Raw genomic sequence first — 17,635 nt, 5'->3', positions numbered from 1 at the left:
ATCCCGCACCGCATGCCACACCGCACCCTGCCCGCCGCCCCATCCTCCTCCCGCCCCGACACGTCGGCGGGCCTGTCCACCCCCGTGCTGCTGCTGATGGCGGTGGCCTGCGGCCTGTGCGCGGGCGCCAACTATTTCAACCAGCCCCTGCTGCACTCCATCGCCGTGCACCTGCAGGTGTCCGAAGGCACGGCCGCGCTGACCGTCACCTTCGCGCAGGTGGCCTACGCGGTCGGCTTGCTGCTGCTGGTGCCGCTGGGCGACAAGCTGGAACGGCGGCGGCTGATCGCCACGCTCATGGTGCTGGCGGCGGCGGGGCTGTTCCTGAGCGGGTTCGCCGACCGCTTCGCACTGCTGGCGCTGGGCACGCTCATGACCGGGCTGTTCTCGGTGGCGGCGCAGGTGCTGGTACCCATGGCGGCCGCGCTGGCGGCGCCCGGGCGCAGCGGGCAGGCCGTGGGCCTGGTGATGAGCGGGCTGCTCACCGGCATCCTGGCCGCGCGCAGCGTGGCCGGCCTGCTGTCGGGCCTGGGCGGCTGGAACCTGGTCTACCGCGTGGGCGGCGTGGCCCTGCTGGTGGTGGCCGCTGCGCTGTGGTTCGCCCTGCCCACGCTGCGCAACCCGCACCCGCCGAGCTATGGGCAGGTGCTGCGCTCGCTGGGCACGCTCGCGCGGCGGCACCCGCGGCTGCGCAGCCGGGCGCTGCTGGGCGGGCTGTCGTTCGCCTCGGTGAGCGTGCTGTTCTCCACCATGGCCCTGATGCTGGCAGGCCCCGCCCACCGCATGGGCGATGCGCACATCGGGCTGGTCGGCCTGGCGGGCGTGGCCGGCGCGCTGATGGCCAACGTGGCCGGCCGACTGGCGGACCAGGGGCGCGAGCAGCTCACCACCCGGGTGTCGGTGCTGCTGGTGCTGGCCAGTTGGGCAGCGCTGTGGCTGGGGGGCACGTCCATCGCGTGGTTCCTGGTGGGCATGCTGGCGATCGACCTGGCGCTGCAGGGCGTGCACATCAGCAACCAGAACGTGATCTACCAGCTGGCCCCCGAGGCCCGTTCGCGCCTGAACGCGGTCTACATGACCACCTACTTCACCGGGGCCGCGCTGGGCTCGGCGCTCGGCTCCGCCGCCTGGCAGCGCGGCGGGTGGAGCGCCGCATGTCTGGCCGGTGCGGGGGTGGCGGGGCTCAACGCCCTGGCGATGGTGCACGACGCCCGGCTGGCGCGGGGAGCGCGGGCTCCGGCCGCGCCGGCGGCCTGACGCGCTCGGGTGGCGATTCTTGCACCGCAGCAATTCGGGAACGGGTCCGACACGGCGGCGCTGGCGACTGCCATGTAATGGGTTTCAGCTGCGCGGGTTCCGTGCAGCCCCCGCAACCCCGAGGAGGACCATCCCATGAAGCAACACGCCACCATCCGCGGAGAAGTCACGTACCGCGAAGGCGACGGCATGCCGATCGCCATTCCCGAGGGCCCGGTCGAACTCGCCCACGCCCCCGACAGCGTGACACTGAGCTGGACGGCGGACAACGACGCCGCCGGCCTGGCCGCCATGCCGCGCGACCAGTACGAGCTCTACGTGCAGGACGGCAAGATCCTGCCCAAGGGCGGCCAGGCGGAGCAGGAAGGCCACGTGGCCCCGGCGAGCGCCTGATCTCCCCCGTCATCTCCTGACCCAACCACTGCAGCGTCGGCTGCCCCCGCCGCCGCTGCACGCCATTGCCAACTTCAGGCTCAGGGCACCGGGCGGGTGAGGTACACCGCCTCGCGGCCCACGATGGGGGCACGCGTGGGCATCATCACCGTGCAGCCGTCGCACAGCGCGCGGATCTCCTGCGCACCGTCGGTGGCGATCAGCTCGCCCTCGGCAAACACCTCGAATCCCACCAGCGGCCGCGTGAAGCGGAACTCCGGCGTCGTCACCATGCAGGTTTGGAGCAGCTCATAGCGGCGCTGCGGACCGGGCGCAGGGCGCTCGCGTTCGATGAGCCCGAAATACCCCAGAAAATCCAGCGCCGCCGTGGTGGCCACCTCGCCCGCCGAGCGCAAAAAGTGCTGCCCGCACTCCACCACCAGCCCCGTGCCCGCACCGCCCGCCTCGCCCAGGCGGCCATGCTGGATCAGCGGCGTGCCCGACCCCAGCCCGCTGGGCATGAGCAGGTGCACGCCCGGCAGGCCGATGGCGCAGGCCACTTCGGTATTGCGCGAATAGGCGGGGTACACCCAGAACGGCTCCACGTCCTGGCTGGTGGAGTGGATGTCCAGCACGTGGTCGGCCGCGGCCACCACGGGGCGCAGCTCGCGCGCGCGGCGCATCTCGATGCTGTCCAGGCTGCCGTCCAGCTCGGCGGCCGACCACACGCGGTTGAGGTTATGGTCGATCTGGCGGCTGTCGAACGGCCGGCTTTCGTCGAACGATTCGTAGGCCTGCACGTTGGCGAAGCTGATGGTGAGCGTGCCCTTCAACGGGCGCACGCCGCTGTCCAGCAGGTGCGTGGCGGCCACCATGCCGCAGATCTCGTTGCCATGCGTGAGCGCATTGATGAGCACGTGCGGCCCGGGCTGGCCCGAGGCGAAACGGTGTACGTAGGGGACGCCGGTGTTGCCCTCGCGGTAGGCGGACAGGTCGCGGGGCAGGACTTCGAACAGGGGCGGGGTGAGGGTCATCGCGGTGCGGCGGAGGGCGCCATCGGCTGCGGCGGCCCGTCCGGGTGAAGGTGGTGGGGAAGCCGGTCATCGTAGCCGCACCGCGCGGCCTATGCAGCGCCCGGCGCAGTCCCCGTCACGCCATGCCGGACACCGGAATGGGGCTCTTGTACGATCGCCGGCACCGGCCCCGCCCTGGGGGCCGCCCGCGCAACCCATACCCTGTCCATGACCCCGCCCTCCATCACGTGGCTCTCGCTCGCGCAAGCGCATGCGCGCTGGCCCGGCGGCTGGCGCGAGGCATTGGCCAAGGCGCACGGCGCAGCCCCGCCGCTCGCGGCCGCCAGCCTGGTGTGCTGCGTGGAAGGCCCTCTTTCGCTGCCCGAACTGGCCTGGGACGGGACAGCGCCCTGGCCGCCCGGCACGTTGGCGGATGCCTTTGCCCTGCCTGCCGGCGCCCCCGCACCCGCACCCGCACTGCTGCTGGTGCAGGGCGGCCTGCACGTGGCGGGTGCCGTTACCGCCCCCGCACCGGGCAGGTTCGCTCCGGCCCTGGTGGTGTGCGGTGACGCGCACTGGGGGCATGGGGTGCTGGAGGGCATGCCGGTGGTCATCACCGGCGACCTGCAAGTGGACGGGCTGCTGTGGGGCGGCGGTACCGATCCGGCCGAGGCGGGTGCGACCGGGCCCAGCCTGGAGGTCGGCGGCTCGCTCGGCGCGCAGGTGGCGCTGTTCACCGGCGGCTACGGCCTGCGCACGGGCCGCGAGGACCGGGTGGCCTACCCCTTCGGCGCCCCGTTCGGCGGCCAGGACCTGGCGGCATTCTCTGCGGAGCCGCTGGCCGCCGTCTTCAATCCCGCGTGCCTGCACGGCCTGGCCGTGGGCGAGGACGGCCGCCTGGGCGCCCTGCCCGACCGCGCCGCCGTGCGGGCCGCGCTGCAAGCCGGCCGGCCCGTGCTGCGCAGCCCCGACGCCACCGCCGCCGACCTGGCGAGCGACACCGCGCTGTGCCCGGGCGGCGCCATGCACGCCAGCCACCTGCGCCAGCTGCTGCGCTCCCGCCTGCTCGATGCCGCCCACAAGAAAGCCACCGGCTGGTTCGGCCAGACCGACTTCCTGCTGTGCCGCCAGCATGTGGACGACGAGGGCGACACCTATGGCGACGGCCTGTTCATGACCGTATGGAAGACCTGGGACTTTCACCTGTCCATCGACGACGGGCTCGCACGCCAGGGCTGGTGGCAGCGGCTGACCGCCCGCCTGCGCGCGCCGCCTCCACCGCCTCGCAGCGACGGCCTGGCCGTCATGCACCGGCGTTATGCCGCAGGCGTGCCCGGCCCCTGGGAACCGCTGGCCGAGGATGGGGACCCCGCCGCGCTGCAGGCCTGCCTGCGCGCATGGCACGGCGTGCTCGACCACGCCCGCCGGGCCGCGGCCCAGTCACGCGCCGGCCACCTCGTGTGGCGGCGGCTGGAGGCGGCGTTGTCCCCCGAGCGCATCGAGGCACTGGCGCGGTTGCCGGTGTTCACCGAGCAATACAACGACTGGTGGGGCACCGAGCGCAACGGCTGGTGGGAGGGCGACGTGTGGGTCGGCGTGCGCCAGCCCTGCATGTACCAGGGCGAGCCCTGGGGCCTGGCCCTCAAGCTGAGCTGGCGCAACGGCACCGAGGCGCCGGGCGACGCACCCGACGACGCGCACGCCGCCTACCAGCTGGAGATCGAGGCCGCCGCCCCCGGCGCGCCGCCGGTGGTGCGCATCACCTGCGCCCAGCGGCAGTCCGATCCGCGCCACCCGCTGCCGCGCCACGCCGTGGACCATGCGGCGCGCCTGCTGCGCTGGTTCACAGTGCTGGAGCAGCGCCTGCATGCGGCGGACGGGGGTACGGCGCAGAGCCGTGATACCGCCTGATTTGCTATCCATTTAATAGCAATACAGGCAATCGATACTAAGGCATGGGCCCGTTTTGACTCAAAACCGGCAGGCCCGGGCTTCAATCCCCGCCGCCGTCCCCGCCCCCATCGCCATCGCTCTCCGGCGCCTGCGAATCGTCCGGGCCATTGCCATCGTCGCCACCCCGGCTGCCGCGTTTGTTGCGGCTCCGGGCTTCCTTCTTGGCGGCGCGCAGAGCCTCCTGCCGGGCGCCCTCGGCCTGCCAGACCTCGAACTCCTCGGGCGTCTCCAGCGTGATGCGGCCCAGGATGGCGGTGCGGAAGTCCGTCATCACCAGCTCGGCCGCCTTTTGCAGGTTGACGCGCCCGCCCGCCATGATGGCGCCGCGCTTGCGGGCCACGGCCTCCAGGATCTCTTCGTCCTGCAGGTTGCCCACCGCGCCCGCCGGCAGGCCCAGCTTGTAGCGCGCCTCCATCAGCGGCACGTAGTGCTGCTTGAGGTAGCCGATCAACTCCAGCGCCACTTCTTCCTCGTCGTAGGCATTGCGGCCGATGGCGCCGCTGGCGGCCAGCTTGAAGCCGCTTTCGGGCACGGTGATGCGCGGCCACAGCATGCCGGGCGTGTCCCACAGGTAGAAGTCGTCGGCCAGCGTGATGCGCTGCTCCAGCTTGGTGATGCCGGCCTCGTCGCCCGTCTTGGCCTGGCTTTTCTTGCTGAGCGTGTTGATGAGCGTGGACTTGCCCACGTTGGGAATGCCGCAGATCAGCACCCGCATCGGCTTGGCCATGCCGCCGCGCTGCGGCGCCAGCTGGTGGCAGGCGTCGATGAGGCGCCGCGCCGGCGCGGGCTCGGAGGCATCGAGCGCGATGGCGCGCGTCTCCGACCGGGCGTTGTACCAGTCGAGCCACAGCGGCGTGCGCGCGGGGTCGGCCACGTCCTGCTTGTTGAGCACCTTGACCGCCGGCTTGTGCCCGGTCAGCTCGGCCAGCAACGGGTTGCTGCTGGAGCCGGGCAGGCGCGCATCCAGCAGTTCGATCACCACGTCGATGTCCTTGATGCGCTCCCCGATCGCCTTGCGCGTGAGGTGCATGTGACCGGGAAACCACTGGATGGCCATGGAGAGTCTTTCGCTTTTTTGAGGGGGTTCGAGGGCGACAAGGATAATCGGCCCTGTCTTCACCTTCCGCACTGGCCTACATGCCCCTTCCCCCACCCCCCGTTCACCGCCCCGATCAGAAGCACGACAAGGAGTTGCTGTTCAAGGGCGTGACCTGCGCGCTCATCGGCCTCATCGTGCTGCTGGCACCCTACGTGGCGCGGTCGTCCAGCGTGGCGGACATGATGCGGCAGGCCTACCTGGTGGGCTGGTTCGCCCTGGTGCTGGGCGGCGCGTTCCTCGTGCGCTACGCCATGCGCCGCTATGGGGGCCGCCGCCGCTACTGAGGGCGCGGGACGATGCGATGACCGAAGTCGCCACCGACCTGGACCGCGCACGCGCCGGGTTCGCCGCGCTGCAGGCCCGCGCGCAGGCCCATGCGGTGGCGCTGCGCCCGCCCCCGGCAGAGCCCACCACCTGCTGCGGCCGCGGCTGCAACGGCTGTGTCTGGGAGGGCTTCTACGCCGCGGCCGAATGGTGGCGGCAGGATGCGCTGGAGGCGCTGCAAGCCGCGGCCACCGAAGCCGCCCCACCGGGCTGACGGCACCCCGACCGCCTTCGACCTCAGCGCTCGATCGTCTTGTTCCAGCGCGCGTTCCATGCGGGGCAGCTGGCGTTCACGCTGTCCCAGTCCAGGGTCACCGCGTTCTTCATCCACTGGTTGATCTTGGCCACCTGCCCGGCACTCTCGCCCACGGCGGGGGCCTTGGGGTTGGTGGGGATCTGCGCGCCGAACTGCAATACGTTGGCCTGCGCCAGCGGGCTCAACAAAAACTCGGCGAGCTTCTGTGCCAGTTCGGGCTCGCTGTTCCTGGCGATCACGCACTGGGCGGTGAGCAGCACGACCGAGCCCTCCTTGGGCTGGGCGTATTCCACCGGAATGCCCTTGGTCTTGAGAGCCTCCACCGCGGTGGGCGTGAGCGGGAAGATCGCGGCCTCGCCCGTCTGCACCATCTCGGAAATCTTGGCCGAGCTGGGGATGTACTCCAGCACGTTCGGCCCGATGGTCTTGGCCCAGTTGCTGAAGCCCGGCTCCACGTTCTTGTCGTTGCCGCCCTGGATGCGGTTGAACATCAAAAAGCCGTGCAACCCGAACGACGACGACGGCATCGACTGGAACACCACCTTGCCCTTGTATTTGGGGTCGGCGAAGTCCATCCACGACGTGGGCGCCGCCCAGCCCTTCTCGGCGAACATCTTGGTGTTGTAGGCGATGCCGGTCATGCCCACGCTCACGCCGCTGGCCAGATCGTCCTTGAAGCGCGCCGCAGGGTACAGATCGGCCAGGTTGGGGTTGGGCCTTTGCTTTTCGCACAGGCCCATGCCCATGGCACGCACCATGATGCCGTCGTCCAGGAACATCACGTGCATCTGTGGCCTGTCCTTGTTGGCCTGCGCCTTGGCCAGGATGTCGGAGGACGTGCCCGGCACCACCACGACTTTCACGCCATGCAGCTTCTCGAAGGCCGGGAAGACGTATTGCGTATAGGCCTTCTCCATGGTGCCGCCGTTCATGCCGATGTAGAGCGTCTTGGTCTGCGCGGCGGCGCCGGTGGCAAGGAGTGCCAGCACGGCGGCTGCCCCCAGTGGGCGGCGCAGCGGGCGCAGGAAGCGGGTGGCGAAGGTCATGGGTCTTTCCTTTCAGTGGGGAACGGAGGGGGCGGGGGTCGGTTCAGTCGGCGCGGGGCTCCGCGGCGGGCGGTCCGATTCGGGCGCCGCTTGCATGCCGAAACGGTCGATGGCGAAGGCTTCGATGGGTGTGGTGCTGCGTCCGTCGCGCGCCAGTTCGGCCAGCACCTCGCCCACGGCCGGGCCGATCTGGAAACCCGCGCCGGCAAAGCCGAAGCCGTGAATCAACCCCGGCGTGGTGCGACTCGCCGACAGCACCGGCTGGCGATCGGGCAGGTAGCCCTCGGTGCCGCTCCAGGTGCGAATGAAGTGCGCGTTCTTCAGGGCCGGCAGCAGTTCCACCGCCTGCACGCCCAGCGCTGCGATGGCGCTGCGCTCCGAACGGGCGCGATCGGCATCCACCGCAAAGCCCGATCCACCGCCCAGCACCAGATTGCCCCGCGCCACCTGGCGGCAGTAGATGCCGCCGCCCTCCACGCCCAGGCTCCAGTGCATGAAGAACGGCAGTGGCTCGGTCACCGCCATGGCCGGGTGGCCGGAATGCAGAGGCACCGCCTCGCCGAACTGCGCGGCCAGCGGCCCGGCCCAGGCGCCCGCGCAGTTGAGCAGCACCGGCGCGCGCACCTGCAGCGCGGTGCCCGAGCGCAGCGTGAACCGCTGCCCGTCGTGCACCACTTCGGTCAGCGGGGTGCGCTCGAAAATCTGCGCGCCCGCGCGACGGGCGGCCAGCGCGAACGCTGGCGACACGAGGCGCGGATTGGCCTGCCCATCGTCGGGGCAGAGCGACCCGCCCACGGCGCGACCGCCCAGCCAGGGGCAGCGCTCGCGCAGCATGGCGCCCGACACCAGTTGAATGCCGAGGCCGAAATCGCGGCTCAGGTCGGCGTATTGCTCCAGCGCAGCCATGTCGGCCTCGCTTCGCCCGATCTTGAAATGCCCGCTGCGCAGGTACTCGCCGTCGGTGCCGACCAGCTCGGGCAGGCGTGCCCAGATCCCGTGCGCGCGCTGGGCCAGCGGCAGTTGGCTCAAGGGCCGGCCCTGCCGTCGCACGCCGCCGTAGTTGACGCCGCTGGAGCGCGAGCCGCACAGGTCGCGCTCCAGCAGCACCACGGCCACGCCCCGGCGGCGCAGCGCCAGCGCAGCCGAAGCGCCGACAATGCCGCCGCCCACGATGGCGACGTCGGTGTCCACGGTGCGGATCGCTGTCGTATGGGCGGCGGTCATGCAGCGGGCTCCACGGCGCCGCCCTGCTCTGCAGCGCGGGCTTGCAGGTGAATCGGAATGGGCTTGATCGGCGCCTGCCCGCGCAGGCGGCCCACCAGCTCCACCGGCCGGCCCGTGGCATGCGCCAGTATTTCAGCGGCGGCCACGCCGCACATGCGGCCCTGGCAACGGCCCATGCCCACGCGGGTCAGCGCCTTCAAGCGGTTCATCTCGTCGGCCCCGGCATCGCGGGCACAGGCCCGCAACTCGCCCGCGGTGACGTGCTCGCAGCGGCACACCACCACGTCGTCGGGCGCCTGCGCCGCCCAGTGGACAGGGAAAGGAAACGCCCGCTCCAGCCCTCGCCGGAACCTCACCAGGCCCGCCAGCTGGCGCTCCAGGGTGGCAGCGCGGGCCGGGTCCACCGCCATGCCCAGGTCGGCCAGCAACGCCAGCGCGGCGCGCTCGCCCGCCCACTCGGCGGCGTCCGCGCCTTGGATACCGGCGCCATCGCCCGCCAGGTAAACGCCCGGCACGCTGGAGCGGCCTGCGCTGTCGCGCTCGGGCAAGTGGGCGCGCTGCAGGGGGGCCCAGGCGAAGCGGCAGCCCAGCAGGTCGGCCAGTTGCGTTTCGGACCGCAGGGCGTAGCCGAAGCCGACCGCGTCGCAGGGCACGGTGTGTTCCTGCTGGCCGTCGCTCCACCCGTGTCCTCGCCAGTGATCAGGGCCATGCCGGCCACGACGAAGGTGGAGCAGGCGCGCAGCCGTTCGCCGCCGGCCGTCTGCACCCAGCAGTCCTGGCAGGCGCCCATGAGGCAGAACCCCGCGCGCGGCTCGTGGCTGAACTCGTTGCGGCGCAGCCGGGCGCGGTGGGTCAGGATGGCGGTCAGCACCGTGTCGCCTTGCAAGGCCGTGGCAGGCTCGCCGTCCAGAGTGAAGGACAAGGGCGCGCGGTGCGTTTCGGCCACGCGGTGCAGCAATGCGGTGGAGGTTGCAGCCATGGCGTTACTTGCGCCCCACCAGCACGCGGTCCAGGCCATAGACCCGGTCCAGCAGCACCATGGCGCAGGCGGTGAGGGCCACCATCAGCGCCGACACCGCGGCCATCAGCGGGTCGATCGATTCGGTGGCGTACATGTACATGCGCACCGGCAGCGTCACCGTGCTGGGCGAGGTCACGAAGATCGACATGGTCACCTCGTCGAAACTGTTGATGAACGCCAGCAACCAGCCCCCCGTCACGCCCGGCAGGATCATGGGCAGCGTGATGCGCGTGAACACCGTCGCCTGGCTGGCGCCCAGCGACAGCGCCGCGTGCTCGGCGCTGCGGTCGAACCCCACCAGCGCCGCCACCACCAGCCGCAGCGTGTAGGGCGTGACGATGAGCGCATGCGCCGCCACCAGCCAGCCGAAGCTGCCCGTGCCGCCCGTCAGCGCGAACAGGCGCAGCAGCGCCACGCCGAGCACCAGGTGCGGAATGATCAGCGGCGACAGAAACAGTCCGTTCAAGAACCCGCGCCCCGCGAACTCGTAGCGGGTGATGGCGATGCCCGCAGGCACCGCCAGCACGGTCGCCAGCGTGGCCGAGGCCAGCGCCAGCCACAGGCTGTTCCAGAACGACTGCATGAAGTCCGGGTGCTCGAACACCGCCCTGAACCAGCGCAGCGAGAACTCGGTGGTGGGCAGCGTGAGCGTGTTGTGCGGTGTGAACGCCACGATGCACACCACCACCAGCGGGGCGAGCATGAAGGTGATGACCAGGGCGTTGAACGCCAAGGCGATGGGGCCGTTCTTGTTCATGGTCGCCATGTTCAACCCAGCGCTTTCTTGTAGCGGCCCTCGACCAGGCGGTTGTAGCTCAGCATCACCACCAGATTGGCCACCAGCAGCGTGAGCGCGATCGCCGCGCCCAGCGGCCAGTTCAGTTCGTGCAGGTACTCGTCGTACACCACCGTGGCGACCATCTTGAGCCGCCGCCCGCCCAGCAGGCCGGGAATGGCGAACGAGCTGGCCGCCAGCCCGAACACGATCAGGCTGCCCGACAAAATGCCCGGCATCACCTGCGGCAGCACGATGCGCCGCAGCGTGGTGAACGGCGTGGCCTGCAGCGACAGCGCGGCATTCGCCACGCCCGGGTCCAGCTTTTGCAGCGATGTCCACACCGGGATCACCATGAACGGCAGCATCACATGCACCAGCGCCACCACCACGGCGACCTCGGTGTAGAGCATCTTGAGCGGGCCGATGCCGAAGAGCTGCAGCGCACCGTTCACCAGCCCCTCGGGGCCCAGCAGCATGCTCCAGCCGAAGGCCCGCACCACCACCGACACCAGCAGTGGCGCCAGCACCACCAGCAGCAAAATCGAACGCCAGGGGTTGCCCATGCGGCTCAGGATGTAGGCCTCGGGCGCGCCGATGGCCACGCAAATCAGCGTGACCACGCCCGCGATCCAGAACGTGCGCCAGAAGATCGCGTGGTAGTACGAGTCGGTGAACACGTGCGCGTAGTGCTCCAGCGTGAACTCGCTCGCCTTCACGCCGGTTGCCGGGTCGAACGCGTTGAACGACAGCACCGCCGTGAGCGCCAGCGGCACCAGCAGCAGCACGGTGAACATCACCAGCGCCGGGCCCGACAGCCACCAGGGCGCGGCCTTCCTTTGCAGCGACGTGGCAGCCACGCTCATGGCGCCACCTCGGCCGCGGCGGCCTCGGTCTCCAGCTCGGCCAGGGCCGCCTCGTCGGCGGGCAGCAGGCGCATGCAGTGGTCGGGCCAATCCACACCCGTGCGCTCGCCCTCGGCCAGCGCGGCGCGGCCGTCGTTGGGCGCGAGCACCATCAGGTCGCCCACCGGCGTGCCGACGCGGTAGAGCCACTGGCTGCCCAGAAAGAACCGCTCGCACACCTCGCCATCGAGCCGGCCCTGCACGGCGGGCACCAGCTGGGCTTTTTCAGGGCGCACGCTCAGCAGCACGGCGGCGCCGGGACGAAAGCGCGGGCCATCCACCTCCACCGCCAGCGGGCCCACCGATACATGCGTGTGCGTGCCGTTGGCATGCGTCACCTTGCCGGGCAGCAGATTGGCCTTGCCCACGAAGGTGGAGATGAAGCGCGTGCGCGGGTGCTCGTACACGCGGTGGGGGTGGTCGATCTGCGTGGCGCGGCCGGCCTCCATCACCACCACGCGGTCGCTGATCGACATCGCCTCGCTCTGGTCGTGCGTGACCATGATCGTGGTGGTGCCCACCTTGCGCTGGATCTGCCGCAACTCGAACTGCATCTCCTCGCGCAACTTGGCGTCGAGGTTGGACAAAGGCTCGTCCAGCAGCAGCACCGGCGGCTCGATCACCAAAGCACGCGCCAGGGCCACGCGCTGGCGCTGCCCGCCCGACAGCTCGCGCGGGTAGCGCGTGGCGTGCTGCTCCAGATGCACCAGCGCCAGGGCGTGGGCCACGCGCTCCGCGCGTTCGGCCTTCGGAATCTTGCGCATCTCCAGGCCGAAGGCCACGTTGGCCGCCACCGTCATGTGCGGAAACAGCGCATAGCTTTGGAACACGATGCCCAGCCCGCGCGTGTTGGCCTTGGCATGGGTGATGTCTCGGCCGTCCAGCTCGATGCGCCCGCTGGTCACCGCCTCGAACCCCGCCACCATCTGCAACGTGGTCGTCTTGCCGCAGCCCGAGGGGCCCAGCAACGAGACGAACTCCCCCTTTTGCACCGTGAGGTTCATGGCCGACACCGCACAGGTGCTGCCATAGAACTTGGTGACATCCGCGAGCTTGAGAAACGACATGGAAGAAGCCTTTCCGGGAGCTGCATCGCGCGGGCCGCCGGGCCCTGCCGATGCTTGCAAACCTGCTGTAGAGCGGCACCGGCCACCGCCTTCCTGCCCTGGTGCACCCGGGTGGTGCGCCAGCCGCGCAAAGTTGAAGCAGCCGCTGATTTCAATTCACTCTATTGCAATAAACAAACCAAGGCACTTCTGGTATTCCATTAATCAGAACTTTTCTTGAATTTATTCCATTCAATGAAATATCATGCCGATCCATTGAACCCAAAATTCCACAGGAGCGATGCATGCAAGCACCAGCCACCGCCACGGGCGGCGTCCCCCGCGTGTTCGCGGTCATCCGGGCCTTGTCGGCCGTGCAGGCCGAGGGCGGCCGGGTCACCCAATTGGCGCGCGCGGTCGGCCTCACGCAGGGCACCACGCACCGTTTGCTGCAATCGCTGGTGGCCGAAGGCATGGCCGAGCAGGACGAGCGCACCAAGCTGTACCGCCTGAGCATGGATTTCTTCGCCCTGGCCGCCAAAGCCGGCAACCCCGGCGACCTGCGCAGCCTGTGCCGGCCCGTGCTGCTGCGCCTGTGCGCCAGCCTGGGCGACAGCATCTTTCTGCTGGTGCGCAGCGGCTTCGACGCCGTGTGCCTGGACCGCAGCGAAGGCCCCTTCCCCATCCGCTCCTTCACCGGCGACATCGGCGGCCGCGTGGCCCTGGGCGTGGGCCAGGGCGCGCTGGCCATCCTGGCCTTTCTGCCCGAGGCCGAGCGGGAAGAAGTGATCCGCTTCAACCTCTCGCGCGTGCGGGAGTACGGCGTTTTCGACGAGGTGTACCTGCGCACCGAAATCGAGCGCGTGCGCCAGCTGGGCTATGCCGGACGCAACACGGGCCTGCTGGAAGGCATGGCCGGCGTGGCCGTGCCCATCTGCGACCGGGAAGGCCGGGCCGTGGCCGCCCTGAGCGTGGGCACCATCGCCGACCGGCTCAATACCGACCGCATGCCGACCGTGGTCGAGTTGCTCAAGCGCGAGGCGGCGGCCATCGGGCCGAAGATCAACCCGTTCGATGCCACGCTGCGGCGACCTGCGCAGAGTCTGGCGAGTTCGCCGGCTGAGCAGCAGTTCTTGCCCGGCGCGGACCGGTCGGCCGGCGTGGGCGCATCCGACTGACCGGCTCAGGCCCGTCGAAACGGATCAACAAGCATCGCATTCCCAAAAAAATGCGCGGTGCAGAGCGCCTGGCCCCACCTGCCCGCCTCAGGCGGCGAAATGATCGCAAAGGAAATCCACGAAGGCGGTGACCTTGGGGCTCACGAGCCGGCGTGATGCGTGCAGCACCCAGCCTTCAGGTTCCGCCCCCTGCACCACGCCCCACTCGACGATGCGCCCGGCGGCCAGGTCCGGCGCCACGGCGGTGCGTGGCACCAGGGCCGGGCCTGCGCCCGCGAGCACCGCGTTTCGAATGAGCAGCGGGGTCGAGTAGCGCAACAGGGGCTTGGGCAGGTACGTGCGCACGTTGCCGGCCTGGTCGACCACCGTCCAGGGCCTCGCCACGGTGCGACCCGTGCGCATGACCGCCGGGAGTTCGATGCCGCCGCCGGGCGCTGCGGCATTCGCTGGCGGCATTGGCCAATCCGGCGGCGCGACCAGCAGCAACTGATCGCGCAAAAAACAGCGGCCGACCAGCGTATCGTCCGGCCGCGGATTGAAGCGCACGACGATGTCATACCCGTCGCCCACCAGATCGACGAGGCGGTCTTCCGCCGTGACCTCCAGCCGCACCTCGGGGTGCGCGCGCAAAAATTCCGCGCCCAGTTGTCCCATCGCCACGTGCGCGAACAGCACCGGAGTGCTGACGCGCAGCACGCCGCGCGGCTGGCCGATGCCGGACTTCAGCTCATCGACCACCTGCGTGATCTCGCCGAAAGGATCGGCCGTGCGCGAATGCAAGATGGCGCCCTCCGGCGTCAACTGCAATTTGCGGGTGCCCCGCTCGACGAGGCGCACGCCCAGGGCATCCTCCAGCGCCCGCACGCGGCGGGACAGCGTGGCCTTCGGCACGCCGCTGGCGCGGCTGGCGCTGCCGAACCCGCCGTGGGTCGCCACCCGGTTGAAGTCCGCCAATGCCGTGATGTCCATGCTTTGTTCCATTGATGAGACGCCATGTCCATATTTCTTGGACTATGCACCATTCCTGAGCCACTGAACAATCACGGCGTGGGCTAGCACTGGCCGCCAAACGGCCCCCTTCACTGCCCGCTCCCTTCACCCCATCAGCAAGGAATGCCCCCATGAAAGCAGTACGGTTTCACCAATACGGTGGCCCAGAGGTTCTGGCCATCGAAGACATCGCGAAGCCCGCGCCCGGCCCCGGCCAGGTGCGCATCGCGGTCAAGGCGGCAGGCGTCAACCCGATCGACTGGAAACTGCGAGCCGGCTACATGCACGCGATGATGCCCATCGCCATGCCCGCCGGCAGCGGGTTCGACGCGGCAGGCATCGTCGATGCCGTGGGCGAAGGCGTGTCCGGCGTGGCCGTGGGCGACGCCGTCTTCGGCAAGGGCATCGACACGATGGCCGAATACGCCGTCCTGCAGGAATGGGCTGCGAAGCCCCAGGGGCTGTCTTTCGAAGAAGCCGCAGGCTACGCGGTCGCAGTCGAAACGGCCACGCGCATCATTGCCGAAGTGGGCGTGAAGCCGGGCGAGACGCTCCTGGTCAGCGGCGCCGCCGGGGGCGTGGGGTCGGCCGTGATCCAGCTGGCCAAAGCCGCCGGCATCCGCACCATCGGCACCGCCAGCGCTGCCAAGCACGACTACCTGCGCTCGCTGGGCGCCACCCCGACGACCTACGGGCCCGGGCTGGCCGATCGCGTGGCCGCCCTGGCGCCGCAAGGCGTGCAAGCCGCACTCGACATTGCCGGCTCCGGCGTCATTCCGGAACTGGTGGCGATCACCGGCGACGCATCGAAAGTGCTGTCGATCTCCGACCTGTCGGCCCCGCAACACGGCGCCAAAACCTCGTTCGAACCCATGGACGCGGCCCTGGCCAGCAAGGCGCTGGCGGGTGCGGCATCGCTGTTCACCGCCGGCGCGTTCACCTTGCCGGTCGAGCAGACCTTTCCGCTCAACCGCATCGCCGCCGCGCATGAACTCAGCGCGCAAGGCCATGTGACCGGACGGCTCGTCATCACCATGCACTGACGGATCGCAGGCCGGGCCCTCACGGCCTGGCCTCTTTCAACCCCATCGATTTCCCAAGCGGCGCCTGGACGGCTGCGTGCGGAATCCAACGACCGTCAACCTCCACCTTCAACCGTCAGGCAACAAGGCCACACCATGGACATCAGCAACAACACCGTCCTGATCACCGGCGGTTCGTCCGGCATCGGGCTGGAACTGGCGAAGCAGCTTCTGCACCTCGGCAACACCGTGATCGTCACCGGCCGCAACCCCACCAAGCTGGCGGCCGTGAGCCGCTCGCTACCCGGCATCCACACCCGGGTTTGCGACGTGGCCGACCCCGCGTCCATCCGCGCGATGCACCAGACGCTGCCCCAGGAGTTTCCGGCACTGAACGTCGTCATCCACTGCGCCGGCATCATGCGAAAGATCAATCTCCAGAGCCCTACGGACGATCTGCAAGCCCTGACCCAGGAAGTCGAAACGAATCTGAAAGGCACCCTCTGGGTCAACCAGATGTTCCTGCCCCATCTGAAAAAGCAGCCGCGCGCGGCGATCGTCAACGTGTCTTCGGGGTTGGCTTTCGTGCCCATGGCCATCGCGCCCATCTACTGCGCGACCAAGGCGGGCCTGCATGCCTATACACGGTCGCTGCGACTGCAGCTCAAACGCACCCGCGTGCAGGTCTTCGAACTGGCGCCACCGGGCACGGATACCTCGCTGTTCTCGGGCGATTTCACGAAGGAAGATGTGGGCGGCGTCACCCCGATGCCGGTCGAAACCCTGGTGAAACATGCCTTGGCCGGGCTGCGGACAGACAAGCTCGAGATTCGGCCGGGGTTGAGCAACGTCTTGAAGATCGCATCGCGCATCGCACCGAATTTCATGTTCGCGCAGTTGGGCAAGTCGGTGGATTTGATGCGGGACCACTGAGCCGGGCGAGCGATCTTTGCCGCCAATGTGTGCAACGGCGCGGCCAGGGGCCTTTCCCGTCCACCTGTCAGACAGCGTTCGACTTCGGTGATGGACCGCCGCCCCTCTCACGCCAATCTGGCTGCGGCCCAGGCCGCGTGTAGCCCCACACCCGAATGACTCCCGCTTCCACGGAATAGGGAATGCCGTGGCGCTTGAGGACCTCTTGCAGCCACTGTACCGAGGCCGCTTGAAGTTCGATCCACTCCCACTCCGCGACCGGATGAAGATGGTAATAGAACTCGCCGTCCCATGCAGTGCAGAACCCCGGTGGCGCGAAAACGCTGCGACCCCGGAACTGGGGATGCTGCTCGCCCGGTGCCGCGAGCATCTCGGCACGCAGCTCCGCCCATTTGGTGTGATTGAGCGCCGGATACAGCTCCCCGCGCTGGACCATGGCTGACAAGCGCTTCATGTCTTCATCGGTTGGGCGAGGCATTGCCTTGCTATCCCATTTGCACAGACGGGTCACATGGCCCTCCAAAATTTCCATCGTTCAGTCCAGTCGCAGGCAACGATGCACGCCACGATAACGACGCCTGCAGCAGGTCCGGGTTTCTATCGCTGCGCGCCAACTCAAAGGCTGCCTCACACGCTCACCGAGCCCCTGAACCCTCGGGCAGCGTAGTAAGACTCGGCCCCGTTGTGGTACACGAAGACCCTGCCATAACGCCTGTCGCAAAACAGCGCACCGCCGAGTTGTCTGATTTCCGGCGGCGTGGCAACCCAGCTGGACGTCTTGCGGTCGAACTCCCCGAACTGCTGAAGCGTCCGGTATTGGTCCTCCGTCAACAGCGAAATCCCCATGGCAGCGGCCACGTCCTCCGCGTTGCTCTCTGGCTTGTTCTGCTTGCGGGCATTCCATGCCGCTGCGTCATAGCAGAGGCTCCTGCGACCCTGGGGGCTTTCAGCGGCGCAGTCGCAGAAAACGCAGGCGCCAGTGGCATCCGCTGTTCCGATGACATCGGGTTCGCCTCCTGTGGCCTCCATGGCGTGGAGCGCCTTCAGCTTTTCGGGGTTGCTTTGCAAACGCGCATGGACGTGGGCCCAATCGACACCCGGGTGCCTGTGAGTGTTCTGCTGGAACCGCTGCTGCAATGCTTCGAGGATGAGGTCGCCCTGGTCGGTTTTCACGTCGCTCCACTCCTGTTTGAACATCATTTTTGCCAGCGGATGCGTGCA

The 17,635-nt window shown here is 69.2% G+C and carries 18 protein-coding genes and 2 pseudogenes; 8 read left to right on the top strand and 12 right to left on the bottom strand.

What is annotated here, in order from left to right; translation table 11 throughout:
• The first annotated feature begins 12 nt into the window (after positions 1-12).
• Both AVMA1855_RS05580 and AVMA1855_RS05575 read left to right on the top strand, forming a co-directional pair.
• Positions 13-1,257, top strand: a complete 1,245-nt coding sequence (locus AVMA1855_RS05580) for an MFS transporter (protein ID WP_502870269.1) — start codon at positions 13-15, stop codon at positions 1,255-1,257.
• 135 nt (positions 1,258-1,392) lie between these two features.
• Positions 1,393-1,650: a hypothetical protein gene (locus AVMA1855_RS05575; RefSeq protein ID WP_284424915.1), complete on the top strand. Its 258-nt coding sequence runs from the start codon at positions 1,393-1,395 to the stop codon at positions 1,648-1,650.
• A gap of 80 nt (positions 1,651-1,730) precedes the next feature.
• On the opposite strand, the gene AVMA1855_RS05570 is transcribed toward AVMA1855_RS05575, so the two are convergent.
• On the bottom strand, positions 1,731-2,663 hold the full coding sequence (locus AVMA1855_RS05570; protein ID WP_284424914.1) for a M14 family metallopeptidase: 933 nt from the start codon (positions 2,661-2,663) through the stop codon (positions 1,731-1,733).
• Positions 2,664-2,870: 207 nt separating this feature from the next.
• On the opposite strand from AVMA1855_RS05570, the gene AVMA1855_RS05565 reads away from it, so the two are divergent.
• On the top strand, positions 2,871-4,553 hold the full coding sequence (locus AVMA1855_RS05565) for a hypothetical protein (protein ID WP_284424913.1): 1,683 nt from the start codon (positions 2,871-2,873) through the stop codon (positions 4,551-4,553).
• A gap of 82 nt (positions 4,554-4,635) precedes the next feature.
• Here the strand turns inward: AVMA1855_RS05565 and ylqF are convergent, their stop codons facing one another.
• Positions 4,636-5,652, bottom strand: a complete 1,017-nt coding sequence (gene ylqF, locus AVMA1855_RS05560) for a ribosome biogenesis GTPase YlqF (RefSeq protein ID WP_284424912.1) — start codon at positions 5,650-5,652, stop codon at positions 4,636-4,638.
• 80 nt (positions 5,653-5,732) lie between these two features.
• Between ylqF and AVMA1855_RS05555 the strand changes: the two genes are divergently transcribed.
• The gene (locus tag AVMA1855_RS05555; RefSeq protein WP_284402592.1) at positions 5,733-5,978 is read left to right on the top strand and encodes a hypothetical protein; all 246 of its coding nucleotides are present in this window, start codon (positions 5,733-5,735) and stop codon (positions 5,976-5,978) included.
• Positions 5,979-5,995: 17 nt separating this feature from the next.
• Positions 5,996-6,232: an oxidoreductase-like domain-containing protein gene (locus AVMA1855_RS05550; RefSeq protein ID WP_284424911.1), complete on the top strand. Its 237-nt coding sequence runs from the start codon at positions 5,996-5,998 to the stop codon at positions 6,230-6,232.
• A gap of 23 nt (positions 6,233-6,255) precedes the next feature.
• On the opposite strand, the gene AVMA1855_RS05545 is transcribed toward AVMA1855_RS05550, so the two are convergent.
• The 7 genes and pseudogenes from AVMA1855_RS05545 to AVMA1855_RS05515 all read right to left on the bottom strand — a co-directional run bounded on the left by AVMA1855_RS05545 (position 6,256) and on the right by AVMA1855_RS05515 (position 12,312).
• Positions 6,256-7,320: an ABC transporter substrate-binding protein gene (locus AVMA1855_RS05545; RefSeq protein ID WP_284424910.1), complete on the bottom strand. Its 1,065-nt coding sequence runs from the start codon at positions 7,318-7,320 to the stop codon at positions 6,256-6,258.
• A 12-nt stretch (positions 7,321-7,332) separates the two neighbouring features.
• A complete protein-coding gene (locus AVMA1855_RS05540; protein WP_284424909.1) occupies positions 7,333-8,544 on the bottom strand; it encodes an NAD(P)/FAD-dependent oxidoreductase in 1,212 nt (403 codons plus the stop codon).
• Positions 8,541-9,233: pseudogene (locus AVMA1855_RS05535) on the bottom strand ((2Fe-2S)-binding protein); the annotation flags it as partial. The gene AVMA1855_RS05540 and the pseudogene AVMA1855_RS05535, both read right to left, overlap by 4 nt.
• Positions 9,233-9,523: pseudogene (locus tag AVMA1855_RS05530) on the bottom strand ((2Fe-2S)-binding protein); the annotation flags it as partial. The pseudogenes AVMA1855_RS05535 and AVMA1855_RS05530, both read right to left, overlap by 1 nt.
• A 4-nt stretch (positions 9,524-9,527) precedes the next feature.
• Positions 9,528-10,322, bottom strand: a complete 795-nt coding sequence (locus AVMA1855_RS05525) for an ABC transporter permease (RefSeq protein WP_284402599.1) — start codon at positions 10,320-10,322, stop codon at positions 9,528-9,530.
• 11 nt (positions 10,323-10,333) lie between these two features.
• Complete coding sequence (locus AVMA1855_RS05520) at positions 10,334-11,206, bottom strand: ABC transporter permease (protein ID WP_284424908.1); 873 nt, start codon at positions 11,204-11,206, stop codon at positions 10,334-10,336.
• Complete coding sequence (locus tag AVMA1855_RS05515; RefSeq protein WP_284424907.1) at positions 11,203-12,312, bottom strand: ABC transporter ATP-binding protein; 1,110 nt, start codon at positions 12,310-12,312, stop codon at positions 11,203-11,205. Before AVMA1855_RS05515 ends, AVMA1855_RS05520 begins: the two co-directional genes overlap by 4 nt.
• 284 nt (positions 12,313-12,596) lie before the next feature.
• Here AVMA1855_RS05515 and AVMA1855_RS05510 point away from each other — a divergent pair, with 284 nt between their 5' ends.
• Positions 12,597-13,469 (top strand): IclR family transcriptional regulator, encoded by an 873-nt coding sequence (locus AVMA1855_RS05510; protein WP_284424906.1) that lies wholly within the window; start codon positions 12,597-12,599, stop codon positions 13,467-13,469.
• A gap of 87 nt (positions 13,470-13,556) precedes the next feature.
• On the opposite strand, the gene AVMA1855_RS05505 is transcribed toward AVMA1855_RS05510, so the two are convergent.
• Positions 13,557-14,438, bottom strand: a complete 882-nt coding sequence (locus AVMA1855_RS05505) for a LysR family transcriptional regulator (RefSeq protein WP_284424905.1) — start codon at positions 14,436-14,438, stop codon at positions 13,557-13,559.
• A gap of 152 nt (positions 14,439-14,590) precedes the next feature.
• On the opposite strand from AVMA1855_RS05505, the gene AVMA1855_RS05500 reads away from it, so the two are divergent.
• Positions 14,591-15,502: an NADP-dependent oxidoreductase gene (locus AVMA1855_RS05500; protein ID WP_284424904.1), complete on the top strand. Its 912-nt coding sequence runs from the start codon at positions 14,591-14,593 to the stop codon at positions 15,500-15,502.
• Positions 15,503-15,637: 135 nt separating this feature from the next.
• Positions 15,638-16,414, top strand: a complete 777-nt coding sequence (locus AVMA1855_RS05495) for an SDR family oxidoreductase (RefSeq protein ID WP_284424903.1) — start codon at positions 15,638-15,640, stop codon at positions 16,412-16,414.
• Positions 16,415-16,481: 67 nt separating this feature from the next.
• Here AVMA1855_RS05495 and AVMA1855_RS05490 read toward each other — a convergent pair whose 3' ends face one another.
• The gene (locus AVMA1855_RS05490; RefSeq protein WP_284424902.1) at positions 16,482-16,946 is read right to left on the bottom strand and encodes a DUF6678 family protein; all 465 of its coding nucleotides are present in this window, start codon (positions 16,944-16,946) and stop codon (positions 16,482-16,484) included.
• Between the two features lie 95 nt (positions 16,947-17,041).
• Positions 17,042-17,614, bottom strand: coding sequence for a DUF4256 domain-containing protein (locus tag AVMA1855_RS05485; RefSeq protein WP_284403432.1), 573 nt, complete (start codon positions 17,612-17,614; stop codon positions 17,042-17,044).
• Positions 17,615-17,635 lie beyond the last annotated feature (21 nt).

The sequence above is a fragment of the Acidovorax sp. SUPP1855 genome (assembly GCF_030158955.1).
Lineage (GTDB): Bacteria > Pseudomonadota > Gammaproteobacteria > Burkholderiales > Burkholderiaceae_C > Paracidovorax.
Note: the sequence above shows the minus strand (reverse complement) of the source record. Positions and strands in the feature narration are given on the sequence as shown.

Excerpts from the sequence above, each read along its gene's own strand:
- AVMA1855_RS05490 (WP_284424902.1), bottom strand. The coding sequence starts at position 16,946 with ATGGAAATTTTGGAGGGCCATGTGACCCGTCTGTGCAAATGGGATAGC.
- ylqF (WP_284424912.1), bottom strand. The coding sequence starts at position 5,652 with ATGGCCATCCAGTGGTTTCCCGGTCACATGCACCTCACGCGCAAGGCG.
- AVMA1855_RS05570 (WP_284424914.1), bottom strand. The coding sequence starts at position 2,663 with ATGACCCTCACCCCGCCCCTGTTCGAAGTCCTGCCCCGCGACCTGTCC.
- AVMA1855_RS05500 (WP_284424904.1), top strand. The coding sequence starts at position 14,591 with ATGAAAGCAGTACGGTTTCACCAATACGGTGGCCCAGAGGTTCTGGCC.
- AVMA1855_RS05545 (WP_284424910.1), bottom strand. The coding sequence starts at position 7,320 with ATGACCTTCGCCACCCGCTTCCTGCGCCCGCTGCGCCGCCCACTGGGG.
- AVMA1855_RS05495 (WP_284424903.1), top strand. The coding sequence starts at position 15,638 with ATGGACATCAGCAACAACACCGTCCTGATCACCGGCGGTTCGTCCGGC.
- AVMA1855_RS05565 (WP_284424913.1), top strand. The coding sequence starts at position 2,871 with ATGACCCCGCCCTCCATCACGTGGCTCTCGCTCGCGCAAGCGCATGCG.
- AVMA1855_RS05540 (WP_284424909.1), bottom strand. The coding sequence starts at position 8,544 with ATGACCGCCGCCCATACGACAGCGATCCGCACCGTGGACACCGACGTC.
- AVMA1855_RS05580 (WP_502870269.1), top strand. The coding sequence starts at position 13 with ATGCCACACCGCACCCTGCCCGCCGCCCCATCCTCCTCCCGCCCCGAC.
- AVMA1855_RS05505 (WP_284424905.1), bottom strand. The coding sequence starts at position 14,438 with ATGGACATCACGGCATTGGCGGACTTCAACCGGGTGGCGACCCACGGC.
- AVMA1855_RS05485 (WP_284403432.1), bottom strand. The coding sequence starts at position 17,614 with ATGATGTTCAAACAGGAGTGGAGCGACGTGAAAACCGACCAGGGCGAC.
- AVMA1855_RS05575 (WP_284424915.1), top strand. The coding sequence starts at position 1,393 with ATGAAGCAACACGCCACCATCCGCGGAGAAGTCACGTACCGCGAAGGC.
- AVMA1855_RS05555 (WP_284402592.1), top strand. The coding sequence starts at position 5,733 with ATGCCCCTTCCCCCACCCCCCGTTCACCGCCCCGATCAGAAGCACGAC.
- AVMA1855_RS05550 (WP_284424911.1), top strand. The coding sequence starts at position 5,996 with ATGACCGAAGTCGCCACCGACCTGGACCGCGCACGCGCCGGGTTCGCC.
- AVMA1855_RS05520 (WP_284424908.1), bottom strand. The coding sequence starts at position 11,206 with ATGAGCGTGGCTGCCACGTCGCTGCAAAGGAAGGCCGCGCCCTGGTGG.
- AVMA1855_RS05510 (WP_284424906.1), top strand. The coding sequence starts at position 12,597 with ATGCAAGCACCAGCCACCGCCACGGGCGGCGTCCCCCGCGTGTTCGCG.
- AVMA1855_RS05525 (WP_284402599.1), bottom strand. The coding sequence starts at position 10,322 with ATGAACAAGAACGGCCCCATCGCCTTGGCGTTCAACGCCCTGGTCATC.
- AVMA1855_RS05515 (WP_284424907.1), bottom strand. The coding sequence starts at position 12,312 with ATGTCGTTTCTCAAGCTCGCGGATGTCACCAAGTTCTATGGCAGCACC.